Here is a 19,559-nt window from a genome sequence, read left to right on the forward strand (position 1 = left end):
GCTCACCGCTCGCCGCCTCCCGCCGTCCCCGTCGTGCCTGTCGTACGTGTCGTACGCGTCGCGCGGTCGAGTTCGGCCCCGCTCCTCGCCCACGTCCTGCGCACGTCCGTGCGCGGAACCGCCGGGACGGCGGGGGCGGTCCGGGTGCGCTCCGGCAGGGTGCGGGCGGCGAGGGCGGCCACCAGGCCGCGCCCCGCCACGGCCGCCCTGCGGCGGCGGCCGACGACCGCCCGGCGGTGGACCGCCGCGTACCCGTCCCGCTCGATGGCCGTCAGGATGTCCCGGTACAGCACGAAGGCGGTGCGGACGCAGGGCGCCGACACGGGGGCGAGCCGGGCGATGCCGGGTTCGGCCTCGCGGTAGACGCCCCGGGTCAGGGCGGCGGCGGCCCGCAGCGCGGCGGTGATCCGGGCGTCCCGGCAGCCGGTCATCCTGCTCCACATCAGCAGGTCGGGGTCGACCCCGTACGCGGCGAGGAGGTCCAGGGGGAGGTAGACGCGGCCCCGGTCGAGGTCCTCGCCCACGTCCCGGAGGAAGTTGGTGAGCTGGAAGGCCCGGCCGAGCGCCGCCGCGTACGGCTCGGCCTCCGCACGGGGGACGACGGTGCCGAGGACGGGGACCATCTGGAGCCCGATGACGGCCGCCGAGCCGTGCATGTAGGCGTGGAGGTCGGCGTAGGTCGCGTACCGCTCGACCGTCAGGTCGCTGCGCATCGAGGTCAGGAAGTCGGTGAAGTGGCGCTCCGGGATGTGGTGGCGGGCGCGGGCGTCGGCCGCCGCCATCACCACCGGTTCGCGGACCTCCCCGCCCCGTACGGCGTGCCGCCACTGGCTCTCCAGGACGTCCAGGGCGGCGGAGCGCTCCTCCGTCGTCGCGTCGGTGCCCAGGTCGTCGACGATGTCGTCGGCGCGCCGCGCGAAGCCGTACAGGGCGTGGACGGCCGAGCGCCGGTCGACGGGCAGGAGGCGGGTGGCCAGGAAGTACGTCCTGCCGTGGCGGGCGTTCAGGCGCCGGCAGGCGGTGTACGCGGCCCGCAGGCGGGGGTCGGTGATGCCCGCCGCGTCCAGCTCCCGGGCCGTCATCGCGCGGCCCCGTTCGCTCCGGGCACCCGGGTCCGGTCCGTCCCCGGTGGCGCGGGGCGCCGGCCGGGGCGGGCGGGGCCGCCGGTGATCCGGGCCGCCGCGAGCTTGCCGGAGACCAGCACCGTGGGGACGCCGACGCCGGGGGTGGTGCCGCAGCCGGCGAGGACGGCGTTGGCCGTGCCCCGGACCAGGTTCCGGGGCCGGAAGGGGCCGGTCTGGGCGAAGGTGTGGGCGGCGGAGAAGGGGGTGCCGGCGGCGTGCCCCCGGGCCGTCCAGTCGGCCGGGGTCACCAGGGCCTCCTCCTCGATCGAGTCGCCGAACCCGTCGAGGCCCCGGCGTTCGAGTTCGCGGACGAGCGCGTCGCGGTAGCGCGGGCCGAGGTCGCCCCAGTGGGCGGCGTCCGGCCCGGTCCGGGTGTTCGGGCAGGGGGCGAGGACGTAGTGCAGGTGACGGCCGGGCGGGGCGAGGGAGGGGTCGGTGGCCGTGGGCCGGGTGACGAGCAGCGAGGGGTCGCTCATCAGGTGTCCCCGGTCGATCAGCTCGTGGAACGTGCCCTCCCACGCCGTCCCGAAGGAGAGCGTGTGGTGGGCGAGTTCGGGCCAGGTGCGGTCCGTCCCGGCGTGGATGACGACCGCGCTCGGGGAGTGCCGCAGCCGGACGGGGCGGCGGGGTTCGCGCCCGAGGAGGCCGTAGGTGACGGGCAGGTCGGGGGTGAGGACCACCGCGTCGCAGGGGATCCGGCCGTGCTCGGTGAGGACGGCGGTGACGCGCTCGCCCCGGCGTTCGAGCGCGGTGACCGGCTCGTCGTACCGGACCGTGCCGCCGGCCCGTACCACCGCGTCCGCCATGGCCGCCGGTACGGCGTGCATCCCGCCGCGCGGGAAGTAGACCCCGGCGACCGTGTCCATGTACGAGATCACCGCGTAGGCGGCCAGGGCCCGGGAGGGCGCCACGCCCGCGTAGAGGGCCTGGAAGGAGAAGACGCGCCGCAGCCGTTCGTCCGCCAGGAAGCGGGCCACGGCCCGGTCGAGCCGGCCGAAGCCGCCGAGGGCGGCGAGCCGGGCGAGGTCGGGGTGGAGGAGCTGGGCGGGGGAGTCGAAGTTGGCGTCGATGAAGCGGCGCATCTGGACCGCGTACAGCTCCTCCAGCCAGCGGCGCAGCCGGCCGTACCCCGCGGCCTCGCGGGGGCCGGCGAAGGCGGCGACCTCCGCCTCCATGGCGTCGGCGTCCGTGTGCACGTCGAGGCGCGTGCCGTCGGCGAACAGGGCCCGGTAGGCCGGGTGGAGCGGGACGAGGTCGACCCGGGCGCGCAGGGAGTCCCCGACCGCCCGGAAGGCGTCGTCGAGGAGGTCGGGCATGGTGAGGACGGTCGGCCCGGTGTCCGCCCGGTAGCCGCCGAGGTCGAGGCGGCCGGCGCGGCCGCCCGGGAGCGGTTCGCCCTCGACGACGGTCACCCGGCGTCCGGCGCCGAGCAGGTGGAGGGCGGCGGCGAGCCCGGCGAGCCCCGCGCCCACCACGACGACGTGGTCCGTCGGTCCGGCGATCGTCTTCACCGGGCCTCCCCGATCAGGACGGGCAGGGTGGGCGGTACGGATGGTGTGGACGGTGGGGGCGGTGCGGTGGCGCGCCCCGGTTCCAGTCCGCAGGCCGCTCCGAAGAGCGCCCCGATCCGGTCCGCCGCCTCCCGCGCGAGTCCGGCGCGCGCCACCGTCTCCGCGCCCCGGGCACACAGTTCCTCGACCCGCCGGGCGACCCGGTCCCGGGCGCCGCAGGAGACGAGCAGGTCGAGGACGCGGTCCACGTCCTCCTCGGTCGTACGGGCTCCGCCGGTGATCCGTTCCAGGAGTCCGAGCCCGGCCCGGTCCCCCAGCTCGGCGCAGCGCTCCCCGGCGACGGCCAGGAGGTAGGTCGCCTTCCCCTCGCGGATGTCCTCGCCGACCGGCTTCCCGGTGGCCGCCGGATCACCGAAGGCCCCGCGCACGTCGTCGTGGAGCTGGAAGGCGAGCCCGGCGGACCGGCCCGCCTCGCGGAGCGCGCGGACCGTGTCCCCGGACGCTCCGGCGAGGGTCGCGCCCAGGGCCAGGGGGTGTCCCATCGAGTAGAGGGCCGTCTTCAGGACGGCCGTGCGCGCGGCCCGGTCGGCCGAGCCGTCGCCCGTGACCTGGGCGCGCAGGTCGAGGTACTGGCCCGCGACCATCTCCGTGCGCATCACCCGCCAGACCCCGGCCGCCCGGGACGCCGACGGCAGCCCCGCGACGGACTCGGCGAAGGCGTCGTCGGCCCAGGCGAGGGCCAGGTCGCCGGCGAGGACGGCGGCGGCGCCGCCGAAGGTGCCGCAGGGCAGCGCCCGCTCCCCCGTGCCGAAGCGCGCGTCCAGCTGCACGTGCACGGCGGGACGGCCCCGGCGCAGGGGCGAGCCGTCCATCACGTCGTCGTGGATCAGCGCGCACGTCTGGACGAGTTCGAGGGCGGCCGCGACCCCCAGGGCCGCCGGCGTCTCGGGGGCGCCGCCGCCGCTGCCGCGCAGCGCCCACCACAGGAACTCGGCGCGCAGCCGCCTGCCGCCGCCCAGGGCGAAGGCGGCCACCCGGTCGGCGACGTCGGTCGCGAAGTCCGGGTCGGCGTCCGCCGCGTCCGCCGTCCGCTGCCGGAGGACGGCGGCGAGGTGCTCCTCGACGGCGGCCGGTACCCCCTCGTCTACCTGAAGTGGATCGCGCACGCGCATCGGTTCACCCCTCGCTCGCCGGGCGGCATCTCTTCGTCCTCACGGGTCATTCAGTACCGCCGGCGGCATCGGATGCACCGTTCCTTGGGCCGCCCGGCCCAATCACCGCCCGGCGCCACCCCCGTCCGCACCCGTCCGTCCCCGCGGCGGGCGACACTGCGGGCGAGACCCGATGCGGGAGACCCCACGGAGGAGCGGTCCATGACCTTGCTGTACGACGCCGACCTCGCCCACGCCTTCGACCGCGCCTCGCGGACCTACGACCGGATGACCTCCGCGAGCCCCGGCTACCACCGGCACCTGCTCCGCTCCGCCCGCCGCCTCGCCCTGCCCGACGGCGGCCGGGGGTGGTCGGTGCTCGACCTCGGCTGCGGTACGGGGGCGTCGACGCGGGCGCTGCTGCGGGCCGCGCCCGGGGCGTCCGTCACCGGGGTCGACGCGTCCGCCGGGATGCTCGACCGGGCGCGGGACAAGCCGTGGCCGCCCGGGGTCTCCTTCGTGCACGCGCCCGTGGAGGGTCTGGCGGAGGCCGGGGTGCGCGGCCCGTACGACGCGGTCTTCGCCGCCTACCTCTTCCGCAACGTGGCCGATCCCGACGGAGCCCTCGCCCGGGTCCGGGAGGTCCTGCGGCCGGGCGGGCGGCTGGTCGTCCACGAGTACGCCCTCGGCGGCCGGGCCGCCCACCGGGCGGTGTGGTCGGCGGTGATGGGCGCGGTCGTCCTGCCGTGGGGCCGCCTCCACGGGGACGGGGCGCTCTACCGGCACCTGTGGCGCAGCGTCCTCGACTTCGACACCGCGCCCGCCTTCGCCGACCGGCTGCGCCGCGCGGGCTTCACGGACGTACGGGCGCTTCCGCAGCCGGGCTGGCAGACGGGCATCACCCACACGTTCGTCGGGGTAAGGCCCTGGGTGACGGCGAAACCGATCGGGTGACCGCGAGGCCGATCAGGTGACCGCGAGGCCGGTGCTGACGGCGTTGGCGATCAGGTACGCGGCCGTGGTCGCCACGGCGACGGCCGTGTTGGTCCGCCGTACCGGGGTCTGCGCCTCGGGGTCGGCCCACCGGTAGAGGACGCAGGAGGTGCAGCCCACGCCGACCAGGGTGTGGAGCAGGGTGGCCAGGTGGATCTGGTCGACCAGGGTCACCCCGAAGGACGTCCCCGTCAGGCTGACGGCGCGCATGCTGAGGACCACGCCGAAGAGGGACGCGCCCAGGAGTCCGAAGCGCGCTCCCAGGACGGTGATGTCGAACGGGTACTCGCTCAGGTCGAATTCCTGCCGGAAGGTCCCGGACACCTTCACCTGGGACCGGTACGCGTCACCGACCCTCTCCACGGACCTGTCGCTCTGGGTGGCGCTCGTCGCGTCGACGGACTCCAGGCGCCGGGTGGCGTCGGGATCGGCGGTCGGGGCACGGACGGTCGGGCTTTCCCGTGGGCTCAAACCGGCGGAGCCCTCCGAGGCCTTTTCCGGACGACACACCCCGGGAATTCCCCCGGCGGATCCCCTCGCCCGCGGTCGTCCCCGGTCTTGTCCGCGGGCCCGCCCCGTGCGAATGTGACCGGCAGGTAACTTACCCGGCGTCAGGATCGGTGGTGCGGTCATGAGGGGCAGAACGCGTTCGTGGTGGGGATGGGGGAACGTCGAGGACGCGGTGACGGGCCGGGAACGCGAGGAACTCACCCGCCGCACCGCCGCGTTGCTGCCGGGGGCGGACCTGACCGTCCACGAGCCCCCCGCGATCGGGTCGTTCGGCGTCGGCCGGAGCAGGATCCGGACGCCGCGGGCCCTGGCGCCGATCGTCTCCGAGGACGTGCGCGACCGGCTCGCGCACAGCCACGGGCAGGCCTTCCGCGACGTGGTACGGGCGCTGCTCGGGCGGTTGCCCCACGTGCCCGACCTCGTGGTGCGCCCGACCTCGGAGGAGCAGGTCGTCGACGTGCTGGAGTGGTGCGGGGACGCGGGCGTCGCCGTCGTCCCCTTCGGCGGCGGCTCGTCCGTGGTGGGCGGCGTCGAACCCCGCGTGGGCGACGCGTACGCCGGGGCGGTCAGCCTGGACCTGGGCGCGATGGACCGGGTCCTGGAGGTCGACCGCACCAGCCGGGCCGCGCTCGTCCAGGCCGGGGTCCTCGGCCCGCACCTGGAGGACCAGCTGCGCCCGTGGGGCTGCACGCTCCGCTTCTTCCCCCAGTCCTTCGAGTTCTCCACCCTCGGCGGCTGGCTGGCCACCCGGGCGGGAGGCCACTTCGCGACGCGCCTGACCCACATCGACGACCTCACCGAATCGCTGCGGGTCGTCACCCCCGGCGGCGTCGTGGAGTCCCGCCGGCTCCCGGGCTCGGGCGCCGGGCCCTCCCCCGACCGGATGTTCCTCGGCTCGGAGGGGTCGCTCGGCGTCATCACCCAGGCCTGGGTCCGCCTCCAGGACCGGCCCCGGTGGCGCGCGGGCGCCTCGGTGGGGTTCGCGGACCACGACGCGGGCGTGCGGGCGGTGCGCGCCCTGTCCCAGTCCGGGCTCGATCCGGCCGGCTGCCGACTCCTGGACCCCGTCGAGGCCTTCATCAACGCCGCCTCCCCCACCGCCGTCCTGGTGCTCGGCTTCGAGTCCGCCGACCATCCCGTGCACGCGTGGATGGAACGCGCGCTGGAACTGTGCCGGGACCACGGCGGCACCTTGTCCGAACCGCCGCGCTACACGGACACCACCGACGGACCGGCACACACCGACACCGCCGACCGGTCCGCGCGCGCCGGAGCGGCCGGCACCTGGCGCGACTCCTTCCTGCGCATGCCCTACCGGCGGGACGCCCTCGCCGCCCAGGGCATGATCGTGGAGACGTTCGAGACGGCCTGCACCTGGGACCGCTTCGACGCCCTGCGCGCGGCCGTCGACGACGCGGCCCGGGACGCCCTGCGCCAGGTCGGCGCGGAGGGCGTGGTGACCTGCCGCTTCACCCACGTCTATCCGGACGGCCCCGCGCCGTACTTCGGGATCTACGCCTCGGGCCGGTGGGGCAGCACCGTGGAGCAGTGGGACGAGATCAAGCGGGCGGTCTCCGAGGCGCTCCTCGCCCACGGCGCCACCATCACCCATCACCACGCGGTGGGTCGCGACCACCGGCCCTGGTACGACCGGCAGCGCCCCGAACTGTTCGCGGCCGCCCTGCGGGCCGGCAAGGCGGTCCTGGACCCGGCCGGGATCCTGAACCCGGGAGCCGTCGTCGATCCCCTGCGGCCCGGCCCCGGTTCCTGAATCGGGGCGGACGGAACCGAGGGCGGATCGGGGCGGGCGGATCCGGGGGCGGATCGGGGCGGACGGCCCGTCAGCCTTCCCGGGTCATCTCCACCAGCTTGAGGACCGTGTTCCAGTTGCGGGCGGTGACCACGAGCCCCTTGGAGAGGGACGGCCGGGAGACGGCCTCCCCCAGCCGGGACCTGCCGAGGCCCTCGGGGACGTAGAGGTAGAGGACCCGGTCGCCGAGGGCGAAGGCCTCCGGGCGGTAGGCCTCCCGGTCGATCGCGGCGAACCGCTCGACGTCCGGGGGCCCCGAGAAGTAGAGGGCGTGGAGCTGCCTGCCCTCCAGCTCCGCGGCGGGGAACGGGCAGGCGTCGGCGACGGCGGCGAGATAGGCGCCGCCCCGGACGAGGCAGTCCACGCGGAACCCGAACCGGTCCTCGATCGCGTCCTCGAGCGCGGTCGTGAGCTCGCCCTCGGAGGCGTCCGCGCCGGTGGTGAAGACGGCGTTCCCGCTCTGGAGGTGGGTGCGGACGTTCCGGTGGCCGAGGCCTTCCAGGAGGGAACGGAGTTCCGCCATGGGGACCTTGCGGTGCCCGCTCACGTTGATGCCGCGCAGCAGGGCCGCGTACGTCTGCGTCATGGGGCCACTGTAGGACGCGGAGGCGGGCGGGCCACCGCGCCTCGTGGGGGGCGGCACGGTGGCCGGTTCGAACACTGTCCGATGGAGAGGGGCGGGAGAAGGTCCGTCACCCTACTGTGACTTTTTCAACAAGGTTTCGTAATGACGGGCTCCCCGCGAACCGTTCATTTCCGCTGATAGCGGGCGAGCACCCGGTTGCCGTCCTCGACCAGCCGTCTGCGCAGCTCGGCCTCGTCGACGGCGCCGCTGTAGTACTCCTGGAAGGCCGGGGTCGCCACCTTGTCCTTCCACTCCGGATACCCCCGCACGGACTGCGCGGGCGCGGGCAGCAGCCGCTCGGCCACGGCGGCCCCGGTCGCCCAGCCGTCCTCGGCCGTGTGCAGGGAGGGGTCCGCGAGCGCCGTCGTGCCGACCGGCAGCATCCAGTCCCCGCGCGCGAGCCGCACCATGTTCTCCGGGCGCAGGAAGAAGTCGAGGAAGGCCGCCGCCTCCTTCTTGTACGGGCTGTCCTCGGCGATCGACAGGGTCTGCGGGGAGACGCCCTGGGCGAGCCCGGCGCTCCCGGCGGGGGCGGGCAGCACGGTCCATGCGAAGCCCTCGGGCGCCTGCTGGACGATCTGCTGCCGGTAGGCGAAGCCGAGCGGGACCATGGCGTACTTGCCGGCGAAGAAGCCGGGCAGGGTGTCCGAACCCCCGCTGCCCAGCGTGGTGCGCGGGGCGGTGCGGTCCTCGACGACCTGGGCGCGGACGGTGGCGGGGACGACGGCGTCGGCCCCGGTGAAGTCGACGGTCACCCGGCCGTCCGCGCCCCGGTGGAAGAGTCGGCCGCCCGCCGAGAGGCCCAGGTTGAGGCTGACGGAGACCGGCTCCTTGAGCGGCCAGGCGACGGCGTACCGGCCGGGCCCCATGCTCCGGGTGAGGTCCCGGGCTACCTGCCGGAACTCGCTCCAGGTCCAGGGCTTCTCCGGAGTGGGCACCCGGACGCCGGACGCCTCCAGGAGCTTCCGGTTGGCGAGGATCACCCGGGGCTCCTGGAGGAACGGCACGCCGTAGACCCCCTCGCCGAAGGTGGTGGTCTCCCAGCTCCGTGCGGGTATGTCGGCGCGCAGCCGCGCGGACAGCAGCGGGCGCAGGTCGGCGAGGTGGCCGCCGTGCGCGAAGTCGGCCAGGTCGTCGGAGGCGTCGTGGACGATGTCGGGCGCCTCGCCGCCCTCGAAGGAGGTGAGGAGCTGGTCGTGGACGGAGTCCCAGCTTCCCTGCACGTACTCGACCTGGACGCCGGGATGGGTGGCGTTCCACTCCTCCACCAGCCGCCGGTTGGCGTCGACGGACTCCTTCTGCCAGGCGAGGGACTGGAACCGGAGCCGCACCACCCCGTCGTCGGGGCCGTCGTCCCCGGCGGCGCAGCCGCTCAGGAGCAGGAGGAGGACGGCGAGGAGCACGGGGAGACGCCCGAGGGACACGGGGAGACGCCCGAGGAAGACCGGGAGGTGCCTCATGACTTCACCGCCCCGGCCAGCGTCCCGCCGGTGATCCGTCTCTGGAGGACGGCGAAGACGACGAGGGACGGCAGGGTCGCGAGGAAGGCCGCGGCGGCGAGGGGCCCCAGGTCCGCGACGCCCTCGGCACCGAGGAAGTGGGTGAGGACCACCGGCAGGGTCTGCTTCTCGGGGGTCTTGAGCAGGACGAGCGCGAAGAAGAACTCGTTCCAGGCGGTGACGAAGGCGAAGAGGGCCGTGGCGACGACGCCGGGGGCGAGCAGCGGGGCGGTGACCGAGACGAGGGTGCGGAGCCGGCCGGCGCCGTCGACGGCCGCCGCCTCCTCCAGTTCGGCCGGGACCGCCCGGACGTATCCGATCAGCATCCAGAGGGCGAAGGGCAGCGACCAGACCACGTAGACCAGGACGAGCCCGAACACGCTGTTGATCAGACGCAGGTTCTTGAGGATCAGGAAGAGCGGGATGATCACCAGGACGAAGGGGAAGGCCTGGCTGATCACCACCCAGCCGGTGGCGGCGCCGGAGAGCCTTCCCCGGTGACGGGCCGTCGCATAGGCGAGCGGGGTGGCGAGGGCCACCGCGATCAGGGCGGCGGCGACCGCGGCGACCAGGCTGTTCGCGGCGGCCCGGAGCAGCGGCTGCTCGTCGAAGGCCTGCCGGAAGTTGTCGAGGGTGGGCTCCCGCGGGATCCAGGTGGGGTGGAGCGAGGCCAGCTCGGGCGCGGGCTTGAAGGCGGTGGAGACCAGCCAGAGGAAGGGGAGGGCGAGGAAGGCCAGGTACGCGAGGAGGGCCAGGTACTGGCCGGTCCTGGCCGCCCTGCCGGTCCGGAAGGCGCTCACCGGTCCTGGTCCCCTTTCAGTCGGCGCACGAGGGAGAGGGCGACGAGCACGGAGACGGCGGCGACCATCACGCAGCCCATCGCGGCGGCGTAGCCGAACTGGCCGTAGCGGAAGGCCTCTTCGTAGGCGAAGAGCATGGGGAGCCGGGTCCGGCCGCCCGGTCCGCCGTTGGTCAGCACGTACACCAGGGCGAAGGAGTTGAAGTTCCAGATGAGGTTGAGGGCGGTGATGGCGAGGGCCACCGGCCGCAGCGCGGGCCAGGTGACGGTGCGGAAGCGGCGCCAGGCCCCGGCGCCGTCGAGGGCGGCGGCCTCGTGCAGTTCGCGCGGGGTGTTCTGGAGTCCGGCGAGCAGGGCGACGGTGGTCTGGGGCATGCCGGCCCAGACGCCGACGACGACGACGGCCGGGAGGGCGGTGGCGAGCCCGGAGAGCCAGTCGTGGCCCTGGCCGAGTCCGAGGTCCCGGAGGGTCTCGTTGAGGATGCCGGCGTCCGGGTTGTAGACGAGCCGCCACATGATGCCGACGACGACCTCGGGCATGGCCCAGGGGACGATGGCGAGCGCCCGGGCGAGCCAGCGGAACCGGAGCTTCTGGTCGAGGAGGAGGGCGAGGCCGAGGGCGAGCAGGAACTGGGGGACGGTGACCCCGACGGCCCAGACCAGGCCGATGCGGAACGACTCCCAGAAGAGGCCGTCGTGCAGCAGGTCCTGGAAGTTGAGGGTGCCGACCCAGCGGGTGGGCTGCGTGCGGCCGGACTGGGCGTCGGTGAAGGCGAGGGCGACGCCGTAGAGGAGCGGGCCGACGCTGAGGACGAGGATCGGCAGGAGCGCCGGGAGCACGAGGAACCAGGCGCCGAAGTCGGGCCCGCGCGGCCGTGTCCCGGAGGCGGCGCGCGGTGTGCGCGCTCCGTCCGGTCGCTTCGTGACGGTCGTCGAACCCACGGCCCCTCCCCCTTCCACCCGTTCCCCCGGCTCGCCCGGATCCCCCGGACCGGTCGCTCCGGTCCGTCCGTCTACCTCTGCCCGCTGCCGCCGCCGCGCGAACCCCGGGGGAACCCGGAGGGAACCCCGAACGAACCCCGCCGCGCCGCCGGGGCGATCTCCGGGGCGGGCCGGCCGGATGCGAGACTTCGACGCGAACGCAGAGGTGAGGGAGAGGTCGATGGACGAGGCGCGGGCACGGGAGGTCCTGGACGGGGCGGGGCTGCCGGCCGGGGAGGCCGAGCTCCTCGCGCTCGGCGAGAACGCGGTCTTCGCCGTGGGCGACCTGGTGGTGAAGGTGGGCCGGGACGCCGAGCTGCTCGGACGGGCGGAGCGCGAGCTGGCGCTCGCCGCCTGGCTGGCGGAGGCCGGTGTCCCGGCCGTGCGGGCGGCGGAGGAGGAGCCCCGGCTCGTGGCGGGCCACCCGGTCACCCTCTGGCACCGGCTGCCCGCGGCGGTCCGGCCGCCCGAGCCCCGGGACCTCGCCCCGCTGCTGCGGCGGGTCCACGCCCTGCCGGAACCGGAGGGCTTCGCGCTCCCCCGCCGCGAGCTGCTCGGCGGCGTCGAGCGGTGGCTGCGGCTCGCGGGGGACGCGATCGACCCGGCGGACGCGGCCTTCCTGCGCGAGCGGCGCGACGCCTTCGCCCCGGCGGCGGCCGCCCTGACCCCGCGCCTGGCGCCGGGCCCGATCCACGGGGACGCCCTCCCCCGGAACGTCCACGTCGGCCCCGACGGCCCGGTCCTGGTCGACCTGGAGACCTTCTCCTCGGACCTGCGCGAGCACGACCTCGTCGTCCTGGCGCTCTCCCGCGACCGGTACGGCCTCGACCCGGCCGCGTACGACGCCTTCACCGAGGCGTACGGCTGGGACGTCCGGGAGTGGGAGGGCTGCGCGGTGCTGCGCGGGGCGCGGGAGACCGCGAGCTGCGCGTGGGTGGCCCAGCACGCGCCGGCGAACCCGAAGGCCCTGGCCGAGTTCGAGCGCCGGGTGGCCTCGCTGCGGGACGGCGATCCCGAGGTGCGCTGGTACCCGTTCTGACGGGCCCCTCTCCCCGCGTACCCGCCTCGGCGCCCACCCCTTCTCTCATCACGCCCCCGTCGAACCGGGCGCCGGGAACGGGGTGTTGTGATGCGGGGGGGGGAGCTGTCGGACGTCACGCCGGACGTCGACCGGTTCCGCCTGGTCGGCCACGACCGGCCGGAGAAGGTGAACGAGCCGCTGTTCTCCTTCCTGAAGGAGAACCGACCGCCGGGAGAGGTCAGCGCGTCGACACGGCCGCGTCGCGCAGGGGCCACGCCGTGTCGACGACCGCCTCCGCGTCCCCCTTGCGGCGCAGGAAGGCCTGGAAGTCCTCGGCCCAGGCGCGGTACCAGTCGATCTGGCGCGCGTGGAGCTCGGCCGGGTCGAGGTCGGCCACCCGCCGGTGCCGCTCGGCTATCGCGACGGCGACCCGGACGGCGGCGAGCGCGTCGGCCGCGGCCTCGTGGGCGGCTTCGAGGACGACGCCGTACTCGCCGCAGACCGCCTCCAGGGTCCGCTTGCCGCGCCGGTAGCGGTCGACGGCGCGGTCGATGGTGTACGGGTCGACGACCGGGCCGATCCCGGTCCCGCCGAGCCGCTCCTCCATCGGGGGCAGCCCGTGGCGGCGCAGCTCGGCGGCGAGGAGGGTGAGGTCGAACGAGGCGTTGTACGCCACGACCGGGACGCCGTCCTCCCAGTACTCCGCGAGGGCCTTCGCGATCTCGTCGGCCACCTCGCGCACCGGCCGGCCCTCGGCCGTGGCGCGCTCGGTGGTGATGCCGTGGATCGCGGCGGCCTGGTCCGGGATGTCGACCCCCGGGTCGGCGAGCCAGTCCCGCCGCCGTGCGACGCGTCCCCCGCCGTCGACCTCCACGATCGAGGCCGTCACGATGCGGGCCTCCAGCGGATCGGTGCCGGTCGTCTCCAGATCGAAGCCGACCAGCGTCTCGCCGTGCCAAGCCATCGGGTCCTCCTTACGTGATCTCCCCCGTGGTACGACCACCCTCGCACGCGACACTGACAACCGCCTCGGGTCCCCCTCGCCGACGGCTCAGGAGACGGGCCGGGAGTCCAGCCAGACCGATTCGAATTCCTCGCGGTACGTCTCGAACAGCCCGTGGTCCCCGTCACCGGCCGGCCGGCCGTGGCGGACCACGTTCCGGCCGCCGCCGCGCAGCACCAGGACCGGGGCCTCCATGCCCCGGGCGCGGCGCAGGTAGGACTGGACGACGCCGACGCCGTCGGGGCCGTCGCCGTCCACCAGGTAGGCGGTGAAGCGGGGGGTCTCGTCGAAGACGTGGATCTGGAAGGCGCCCGGGTCACGGAGCTTGGAGCGGACCCGGCGCATGTGCAGGATGTTCATCTCGACCGAGCGGCTCAGCTCGCCCTTCTTGAGGCCGAGTTCCCGCTCGCGCCGCTTGACGGCGCTGCTGGCGGGGTTGAGGAAGAGGAGGCGGGTCCGGCAGCCGGACTCGGCGAGGCGCACCATGCGGCGCCCGGAGAAGTTCTGCACGAGCAGGTTCAGGCCTATGCCGGTGGCGTCGAGGCGGCGGGCGCCGCCGAAGAGGTCCTCGGCGGGCAGCTGCCGCTGGAGCCGGACCCGGTCGGGGTGGACCTGTACCACGTCCGCGTACCGGTCGCCGACGAGGTCCTCGACGGCGTCCACGGGCAGCCGGTCGGCGGACGGGACCCCGGCCCCGCTGCCGAGGATCTCCAGGATGCGGGCGGAGGCGCGTTCGGACTGGGCGAGGACGGTCAGCGAGAGGGCGCGGTTGCGGGAGACCACGTTGCGCGTGACCTCCAGCTCGTCGAGGGCGAGCTCGACCTCGCGCCGGTCGTCGAAGTAGGGCTCGAAGCAGGGCCAGTGCTGCACCATCAGCTCGCGGAGCTGCGGGAGGGTGAGGAAGCTCAGCACGTTGTCGTCGGCCGGGTCGAGGAGGTAGCCCTTGCGCCGCGAGACCTCGCGCACGGCGACCGCGCGCTGCACCCACTCCTGGCCGGCCGGTCCGGCGGCGGCGACCACCCACTCCTCGCCGTGGACCGGTTCGTAGATGGGCCGCAGGACGGCGGCGACGACGGCCCGCAGGCGCTGTTCGACGAGATTCAGCCAGATGTAGGCGCGGCCGGCGCGCTGGGCCCGGGTGCGGACCTCGCTCCAGGCCTCGGCGTCCCAGTCGAGCTCGGCCCCTATCTCGACCGGCCGGGCGACGGCGACCGTGCCGGGCGGCGCACCGGCTCCCGAGGGCGCACCCGCGCCCGGGGGCGCACCGGCTCCCGGGGGTGCGGCCGCTCCGGACGGCGCCTCGGCGGGGCCGCCCGGGCCTCCGTCCCGATCCGCGTCCCCTGGGGGCAGCTCCAGACCTCCCGAGCTCACCCGCGCACCGCCTTCTGCTCCTGGACACTCGTTTCGACCACTCCGGCAACGATCAAGGAAGGGTACTCCGGGAGCGGGAGGCGGTGCAGCAGGATCGGCAGGCTCCTTCCTCAACTGCCCACCCGGAAGCGCCTGTTCCATGGGGCGAGATCGGGTGGAGTGAGCGGATTCATAGCGGTTGCGCCCCCGGGTGCCGACGGGGTCCCGCCGGTGGACCGGCCCCGGTCGACGGCACCCGCCCGGGGCGGTGCGGCGGAACCCGATGTTGACTCCGGAGGCGGTCCGTCCGGAGTCTCCCGGGTTGTCCGTTCCCCCGGGTGGCGGGATGTCTTTTCGTACACATTTGCCCCCCGTCCCCCGCACGGTCGGGGGTCACCCGGCAGGACCGGGCGAAGTCCTAGGAGCTCGCGCCTCTTTCGGGCAGGATCTGGCCGAAGACCATCCAGAAGAACCCGGACAGAAGAGGAATAGTCGTATCCATGCAGGTCTGGCCGGGACAGGCGTACCCCTTGGGCGCCACCTATGACGGTGCGGGAACCAACTTCGCGGTCTTCTCGGAGGCCGCCCACAGGATCGAGCTGTGTCTGCTCCACGACGACGGCTCGGAGACGGCGGTGGAGCTGCGCGAGACCGACGCGTTCGTGCGGCACGCCTATCTGCCGGGCGTGATGCCCGGACAGCGGTACGGGTTCCGGGTGTACGGCCCGTACGCCCCGGAGCAGGGGCTGCGCTGCAACCCGGCGAAGCTGCTGCTCGACCCCTACGCGCGCGCGGTGTCGGGGCAGGTCAAGTGGAGCGAGGCGGTGTACGGCTACCCGTTCGGGAAGCCGGACGCGCGCAACGACCTCGACTCGGGCCCGCACACGATGACCTCGGTCGTGGTCAACCCGTACTTCGACTGGGGCGACGACCGGCGTCCGCGCACCGAGTACCACCACACGGTGATCTACGAGGCCCACGTGAAGGGCCTGACGATGCTGCACCCGGACCTCCCCGAGGAGCTGCGGGGGACGTACGCGGGCCTGGCGCACCCGTCGGTGATCGGGCACCTGAAGGAGCTGGGGGTGACGGCGCTCGAACTGATGCCCGTCCACCAGTTCGTGAACGACCACCGGCTCGCGGACTCGGGGCTCTCGAACTACTGGGGCTACAACACGATCGGCTTCTTCGCCCCGCACAACGCGTACGCGTCCTGGGGCGACCGGGGCCAGCAGGTCCTGGAGTTCAAGTCGGCGGTCCGGGCGCTGCACCAGGCGGGCATCGAGGTCATCCTCGACGTGGTCTACAACCACACCGCCGAGGGCAACCACCTGGGCCCGACGCTCTCCTTCAAGGGCCTGGACAACCCCTCGTACTACCGGCTCGTGGACGACGCGCCCGCGCACTACTTCGACACGACCGGCACGGGGAACTCGCTGCTCATGCGGTCCCCGCACGTGCTCCAGATGATCATGGACAGCCTGCGGTACTGGGTGACCGAGATGCACGTGGACGGCTTCCGCTTCGACCTGGCGGCCACCCTGGCCCGCCAGTTCCACGAGGTGGACCGCCTGTCGTCCTTCTTCGACCTGGTGCAGCAGGACCCGGTGGTGAGCCAGGTGAAGCTGATCGCCGAGCCGTGGGACGTGGGCGAGGGCGGCTACCAGGTGGGGAACTTCCCGCCGCTGTGGACCGAGTGGAACGGCAAGTACCGGGACTGCGTGCGGGACCTGTGGCGGGGCGAGCCGCGCACCCTCGCGGAGTTCGCCTCCCGCCTGACCGGCTCCTCCGACCTCTACCAGGACGACGGCCGGCGGCCGCTCGCCTCGGTCAACTTCGTCACCTGCCACGACGGCTTCACCCTGCGCGACCTCGTGTCGTACAACGAGAAGCACAACGAGGCGAACGGCGAGGAGAACCGGGACGGCGAGGGCCACAACCGCTCGTGGAACTGCGGGGAGGAGGGCGAGACCGAGGACATCGGGATCAAGGAGCTGCGCGCCCGCCAGATGCGCAACTTCCTCGCCACCCTGATGTTGTCGCAGGGCGTGCCGATGCTCAGCCACGGCGACGAGTTCGGGCGGACGCAGGGCGGCAACAACAACGCGTACTGCCAGGACAACGAGGTGTCCTGGGTGCGGTGGCCCAAGGAGAACAGCGAGGTGGAGGCGACCCTGCTCCGCTTCACCCGGGCGATGGTGCGGCTGCGCCGCGAGCATCCCGTCTTCCGGCGCCGCCGCTTCTTCCACGGGCGGCCGGTCGAGGGCACCCACGACGAGCTGACCGACATCGCCTGGTTCACGCCCGAGGGCGAGGAGATGACCTCCCGGGACTGGCAGGCGGCGCACGCCAAGGCGCTGACCGTCTTCCTCAACGGGAACGCGATCTCGGAGCCGGGCACGCAGGGCGAGCGGATCGCCGACGACTCCTTCCTGCTGATGTTCAACGCCTCGTCGAAGGAGCTGGAGTTCTCGGTGCCGGACAGCCACGGCCACTACTGGCGCACGGTGGTGGACACCTCCGACCCGCAGGGCATGCCGCCACACGAGGGGCCGGAGCTGGCGGGCGGCGAGCGGGTGACGCTCGCGCCGCTCAGCCTGACCGTGCTGCGCCGGCCCGCCTGAGCACCGTCCGAGCACTGTCCGAGCACCACTTGCGGACCACGGCCCCGCCGGGCGACCGGCGGGGCCGTTCGGCGTCATCCTTTCGGGGGAATCCGGGGCGATGGGCACGGACGGACGCGGAGGCGATGACAGAGAAGCCCTCCAGCCGGGTACGTACGTTCGCATGACCTCCTTTCCGGCCCGTTCCCCACTCTCGCGCCTCACCTCCCCGCCGACCGCCACCTACCGGCTCCAGCTCCAGCCGGACTTCCCGTTCGCGGCCGCCGAGCGCGCCGTGCCGCACCTGGCCGGTCTCGGGGTCTCCCATCTGCACCTCTCCCCCGTCCTGGAGGCGGTGCCCGGCTCGACCCACGGCTACGACGTCACCGACCACCGGTCCGTACGGGCCGAGCTGGGCGGCGAGGAGGGGCTGCGGTCCCTGGCCGCGACCGCGCGGGCGCACGGGCTCGGCCTGGTCGTGGACCTGGTGCCCAACCACATGGCGGCCTCCCCCGTCCACAACCACGCGCTGCGCGCCGTGCTCCGCGACGGCCCCGACTCGCCGTACGCCCGCTGGTTCGACGTGGACTGGCGGGCCGGGGACGGCCGGCTGCTGCTCCCGGTGCTGCCCGCGCGGCTCCCGGAGGTACGGGACCGGTTCCGGGTCTCCGGCGGGGTGCTGCGCCTGGACGGGCAGGAGTTCCCGCTGCGCCCCGGCACGGAGGGGCTGCCGCTGGACGAGCTGCTCGACGCCCAGTGGTACCGGCTCGGCTGGTGGCGGCTCGCCCGCACCGAGCTGAACTACCGGCGCTTCTTCACCGTCTCCGACCTCATCGGGGTGCGGGTGGAGGAGCCCGGGGTGTTCGAGGCCACCCACGCGAAGATCGTGGAGCTGGTCGCGGACGGGGTGGTCGAGGGACTGCGCATCGACCACCCGGACGGCCTCGCGGACCCGCAGGGCTATCTGGAGGACCTGGCGGAGGCGACCGGCGGGCGCTGCTGGACGGTGGTGGAGAAGATCCTCACCGGTACGGAGGAGCTCCCCGAGGCCTGGCCGGTGGCGGGCACCACCGGATACGACGCGCTGCGGCGGCTCGACGGGGTGTTCACCGACCCCGTGGGCGCCGACACGCTCGCCGAGCTGTACCGGGGGTTCGTCGGCAAGGCCGCCGACCGGGGCGGCCGCTGGGAGGCGACCGAGCGGCGCGCCGCGTACGAGGTGGTCGGGCACGACCTGGCCGCCGAGACGGCCGCGCTGACCCGGATCGCGGAGCGGATCTGCGCCGCCGACCCCGGCCTGCGGGACCACGCGCCCTGGGCGCTGCGCACCGCGGTCCGGGAGCTCCTGGTCCGGGTGCCGGTCTACCGGACCTACCGGACCGGCGGCGAGGAGGTGATCACCCCCGAGGCGGCGCGCGGTGCGAAGGCCGCGTTCGCGGTGGAGGAGGAGGCGACGGCGGTCGACCTCGTACGGGAGCTGGCGCTCGGCCTGCGGGGCGACGGGGCCGAGCACCGGGCGTTCCGGGCCCGGTTCGCGCAGACGTCCTCGGCGCTGCGGGCCAAGTCCGTGGAGGACACGGCCTTCTACCGGTACACGCCGCTGCTCTCGGCGAACGAGGTGGGCGGCGACGCGGGGCGCCCGGCGGTGCCGGTGGAGGAGTTCCACGCGTACTGCCTGCGGATCGCCCGGGACTGGCCGGCCACGGGCACGGTCCTGTCCACCCACGACACCAAGCGGAGCGCGGACGTGCGGGCCGCGATCGCGGTCCTCGCCCAGTGCCCGGAGGTGTGGACGGAGCTGCTCGGGGAGGTGGCGGGGGTGCCCGCGCCCGACCAGCACCTGGCGTGGACGGCCTGGCAGACGGCCTTCGGCCTCGGCACGCCGGACGCGGACCGGCTCGTGCCCGCGCTCCTCAAGTCCGTGCGGGAGGCGGGGCTCAGGACCAGCTGGACCGAGCCGGACGAGGAGTACGAGCGGGCGGTGGCCGAGTTCGCGGCGGCCGGGCCCGGCCGGATCCCGCTCCGGGCGGCCTCGGAGGCGGCCTTCGCCCTGGAGCCGCACATCCGGGCGCACGCGCTGGGCGCGCTGCTCGCGCAGCTCACGATGCCGGGGGTGCCGGAGCTGTACCAGAACACGGAGCGGGAGTACCGGGCGCTCGTCGACCCGGACAACCGGGCCCCGTTCGCGGCCGGTCCGGACGACGACCGGACGGCCCTGGTCCGGGCGGCGCTGCGGCTGCGGCGCGAGCGCCCGGGGGCCTTCGGACCCGGCGGGGCGTACGTGCCGCTGGCGGCCGAGGGGCCGGCCGCCGGCCACTGCCTGGCCTTCGCCCGCAGGGGCGAGGTCGTCACGGCGGTGACCCGGCTCTCGCTGCGGCTCGCGGAGATGGGCGGCTGGCAGGACACGGAGCTGGTGCTGCCGGAGGGCCGCTGGGCCGACGTCCTGGACGGGGTGCGGGAGTTCACCGGCGGCCCGGCGACGGAGCTGAAGCTGGCGGAGCTCTTCGAGGAGCGGCCGGTGGCGCTGCTCGCGCGGATCCCGGACGGGGCGGGATGACGGACGGGGGAGGGGCGCGGTC

General features: G+C 74.6%; 15 protein-coding genes. 5 read left to right on the forward strand and 10 right to left on the reverse strand.

The genetic code is table 11. The features are described from left to right. Nucleotides 1-2 precede the first annotated feature (2 nt). Genes ACIP5O_RS22330 through ACIP5O_RS22340 form a run of 3 tightly spaced genes read right to left on the reverse strand, consistent with a single transcriptional unit; the run spans nucleotide 3 to nucleotide 3,807 of the window. Nucleotides 3-1,082 (reverse strand): phytoene/squalene synthase family protein, encoded by a 1,080-nt coding sequence (locus ACIP5O_RS22330; protein ID WP_401295929.1) that lies wholly within the window; start codon nucleotides 1,080-1,082, stop codon nucleotides 3-5. Next, complete coding sequence (gene crtI / locus ACIP5O_RS22335) at nucleotides 1,079-2,635, reverse strand: phytoene desaturase family protein (protein ID WP_401295931.1); 1,557 nt, start codon at nucleotides 2,633-2,635, stop codon at nucleotides 1,079-1,081. Before crtI ends, ACIP5O_RS22330 begins: the two co-directional genes overlap by 4 nt. After that, nucleotides 2,632-3,807 carry a polyprenyl synthetase family protein gene (locus tag ACIP5O_RS22340; protein ID WP_401295934.1) on the reverse strand — a complete coding sequence of 392 codons (1,176 nt, stop codon included), beginning with the start codon at nucleotides 3,805-3,807 and terminating at the stop codon, nucleotides 2,632-2,634. The genes crtI and ACIP5O_RS22340 overlap by 4 nt, the downstream gene beginning before the upstream one ends. A 201-nt stretch (nucleotides 3,808-4,008) precedes the next feature. Here ACIP5O_RS22340 and ACIP5O_RS22345 point away from each other — a divergent pair, with 201 nt between their 5' ends. Continuing rightward, entirely contained in the window at nucleotides 4,009-4,740 is a 732-nt protein-coding gene (locus ACIP5O_RS22345) for a methyltransferase domain-containing protein (RefSeq protein WP_401295936.1), read from the forward strand. A gap of 12 nt (nucleotides 4,741-4,752) precedes the next feature. Here the strand turns inward: ACIP5O_RS22345 and ACIP5O_RS22350 are convergent, their stop codons facing one another. Beyond that, complete coding sequence (locus ACIP5O_RS22350) at nucleotides 4,753-5,250, reverse strand: hypothetical protein (RefSeq protein ID WP_401295939.1); 498 nt, start codon at nucleotides 5,248-5,250, stop codon at nucleotides 4,753-4,755. A 160-nt stretch (nucleotides 5,251-5,410) separates the two neighbouring features. On the opposite strand from ACIP5O_RS22350, the gene ACIP5O_RS22355 reads away from it, so the two are divergent. Further along, complete coding sequence (locus ACIP5O_RS22355) at nucleotides 5,411-7,060, forward strand: FAD-binding oxidoreductase (protein WP_401295941.1); 1,650 nt, start codon at nucleotides 5,411-5,413, stop codon at nucleotides 7,058-7,060. A gap of 70 nt (nucleotides 7,061-7,130) precedes the next feature. On the opposite strand, the gene ACIP5O_RS22360 is transcribed toward ACIP5O_RS22355, so the two are convergent. From ACIP5O_RS22360 to ACIP5O_RS22375, 4 genes are all read right to left on the reverse strand, one after another. Then, nucleotides 7,131-7,685: a DUF1697 domain-containing protein gene (locus ACIP5O_RS22360; RefSeq protein WP_401295944.1), complete on the reverse strand. Its 555-nt coding sequence runs from the start codon at nucleotides 7,683-7,685 to the stop codon at nucleotides 7,131-7,133. Between the two features lie 164 nt (nucleotides 7,686-7,849). Further along, on the reverse strand, nucleotides 7,850-9,184 hold the full coding sequence (locus tag ACIP5O_RS22365) for an ABC transporter substrate-binding protein (RefSeq protein WP_401295947.1): 1,335 nt from the start codon (nucleotides 9,182-9,184) through the stop codon (nucleotides 7,850-7,852). Continuing rightward, complete coding sequence (locus ACIP5O_RS22370) at nucleotides 9,181-10,023, reverse strand: carbohydrate ABC transporter permease (RefSeq protein WP_401295950.1); 843 nt, start codon at nucleotides 10,021-10,023, stop codon at nucleotides 9,181-9,183. Before ACIP5O_RS22370 ends, ACIP5O_RS22365 begins: the two co-directional genes overlap by 4 nt. Further along, nucleotides 10,020-10,964, reverse strand: coding sequence for a carbohydrate ABC transporter permease (locus ACIP5O_RS22375; protein ID WP_401295952.1), 945 nt, complete (start codon nucleotides 10,962-10,964; stop codon nucleotides 10,020-10,022). Before ACIP5O_RS22375 ends, ACIP5O_RS22370 begins: the two co-directional genes overlap by 4 nt. Nucleotides 10,965-11,184: 220 nt before the next feature. Here ACIP5O_RS22375 and ACIP5O_RS22380 point away from each other — a divergent pair, with 220 nt between their 5' ends. Next, nucleotides 11,185-12,042 (forward strand): phosphotransferase, encoded by an 858-nt coding sequence (locus ACIP5O_RS22380; protein WP_401295955.1) that lies wholly within the window; start codon nucleotides 11,185-11,187, stop codon nucleotides 12,040-12,042. Between the two features lie 220 nt (nucleotides 12,043-12,262). Here the strand turns inward: ACIP5O_RS22380 and ACIP5O_RS22385 are convergent, their stop codons facing one another. Both ACIP5O_RS22385 and ACIP5O_RS22390 read right to left on the reverse strand, forming a co-directional pair. Then, entirely contained in the window at nucleotides 12,263-12,988 is a 726-nt protein-coding gene (locus ACIP5O_RS22385; RefSeq protein ID WP_401295958.1) for a 3'-5' exonuclease, read from the reverse strand. Between the two features lie 87 nt (nucleotides 12,989-13,075). Next, nucleotides 13,076-14,398, reverse strand: coding sequence for an SAV2148 family HEPN domain-containing protein (locus ACIP5O_RS22390; RefSeq protein WP_401295960.1), 1,323 nt, complete (start codon nucleotides 14,396-14,398; stop codon nucleotides 13,076-13,078). Between the two features lie 479 nt (nucleotides 14,399-14,877). Here ACIP5O_RS22390 and glgX point away from each other — a divergent pair, with 479 nt between their 5' ends. Continuing rightward, entirely contained in the window at nucleotides 14,878-17,001 is a 2,124-nt protein-coding gene (gene glgX / locus ACIP5O_RS22395; protein ID WP_401295963.1) for a glycogen debranching protein GlgX, read from the forward strand. 163 nt (nucleotides 17,002-17,164) lie between these two features. Then, nucleotides 17,165-19,537 (forward strand): malto-oligosyltrehalose synthase, encoded by a 2,373-nt coding sequence (gene treY, locus ACIP5O_RS22400; RefSeq protein WP_401295966.1) that lies wholly within the window; start codon nucleotides 17,165-17,167, stop codon nucleotides 19,535-19,537. Nucleotides 19,538-19,559 lie beyond the last annotated feature (22 nt).

This window comes from Streptomyces sp. NPDC088915, from assembly GCF_044749825.1.
In the GTDB taxonomy this organism is placed as follows: domain Bacteria; phylum Actinomycetota; class Actinomycetes; order Streptomycetales; family Streptomycetaceae; genus Streptomyces.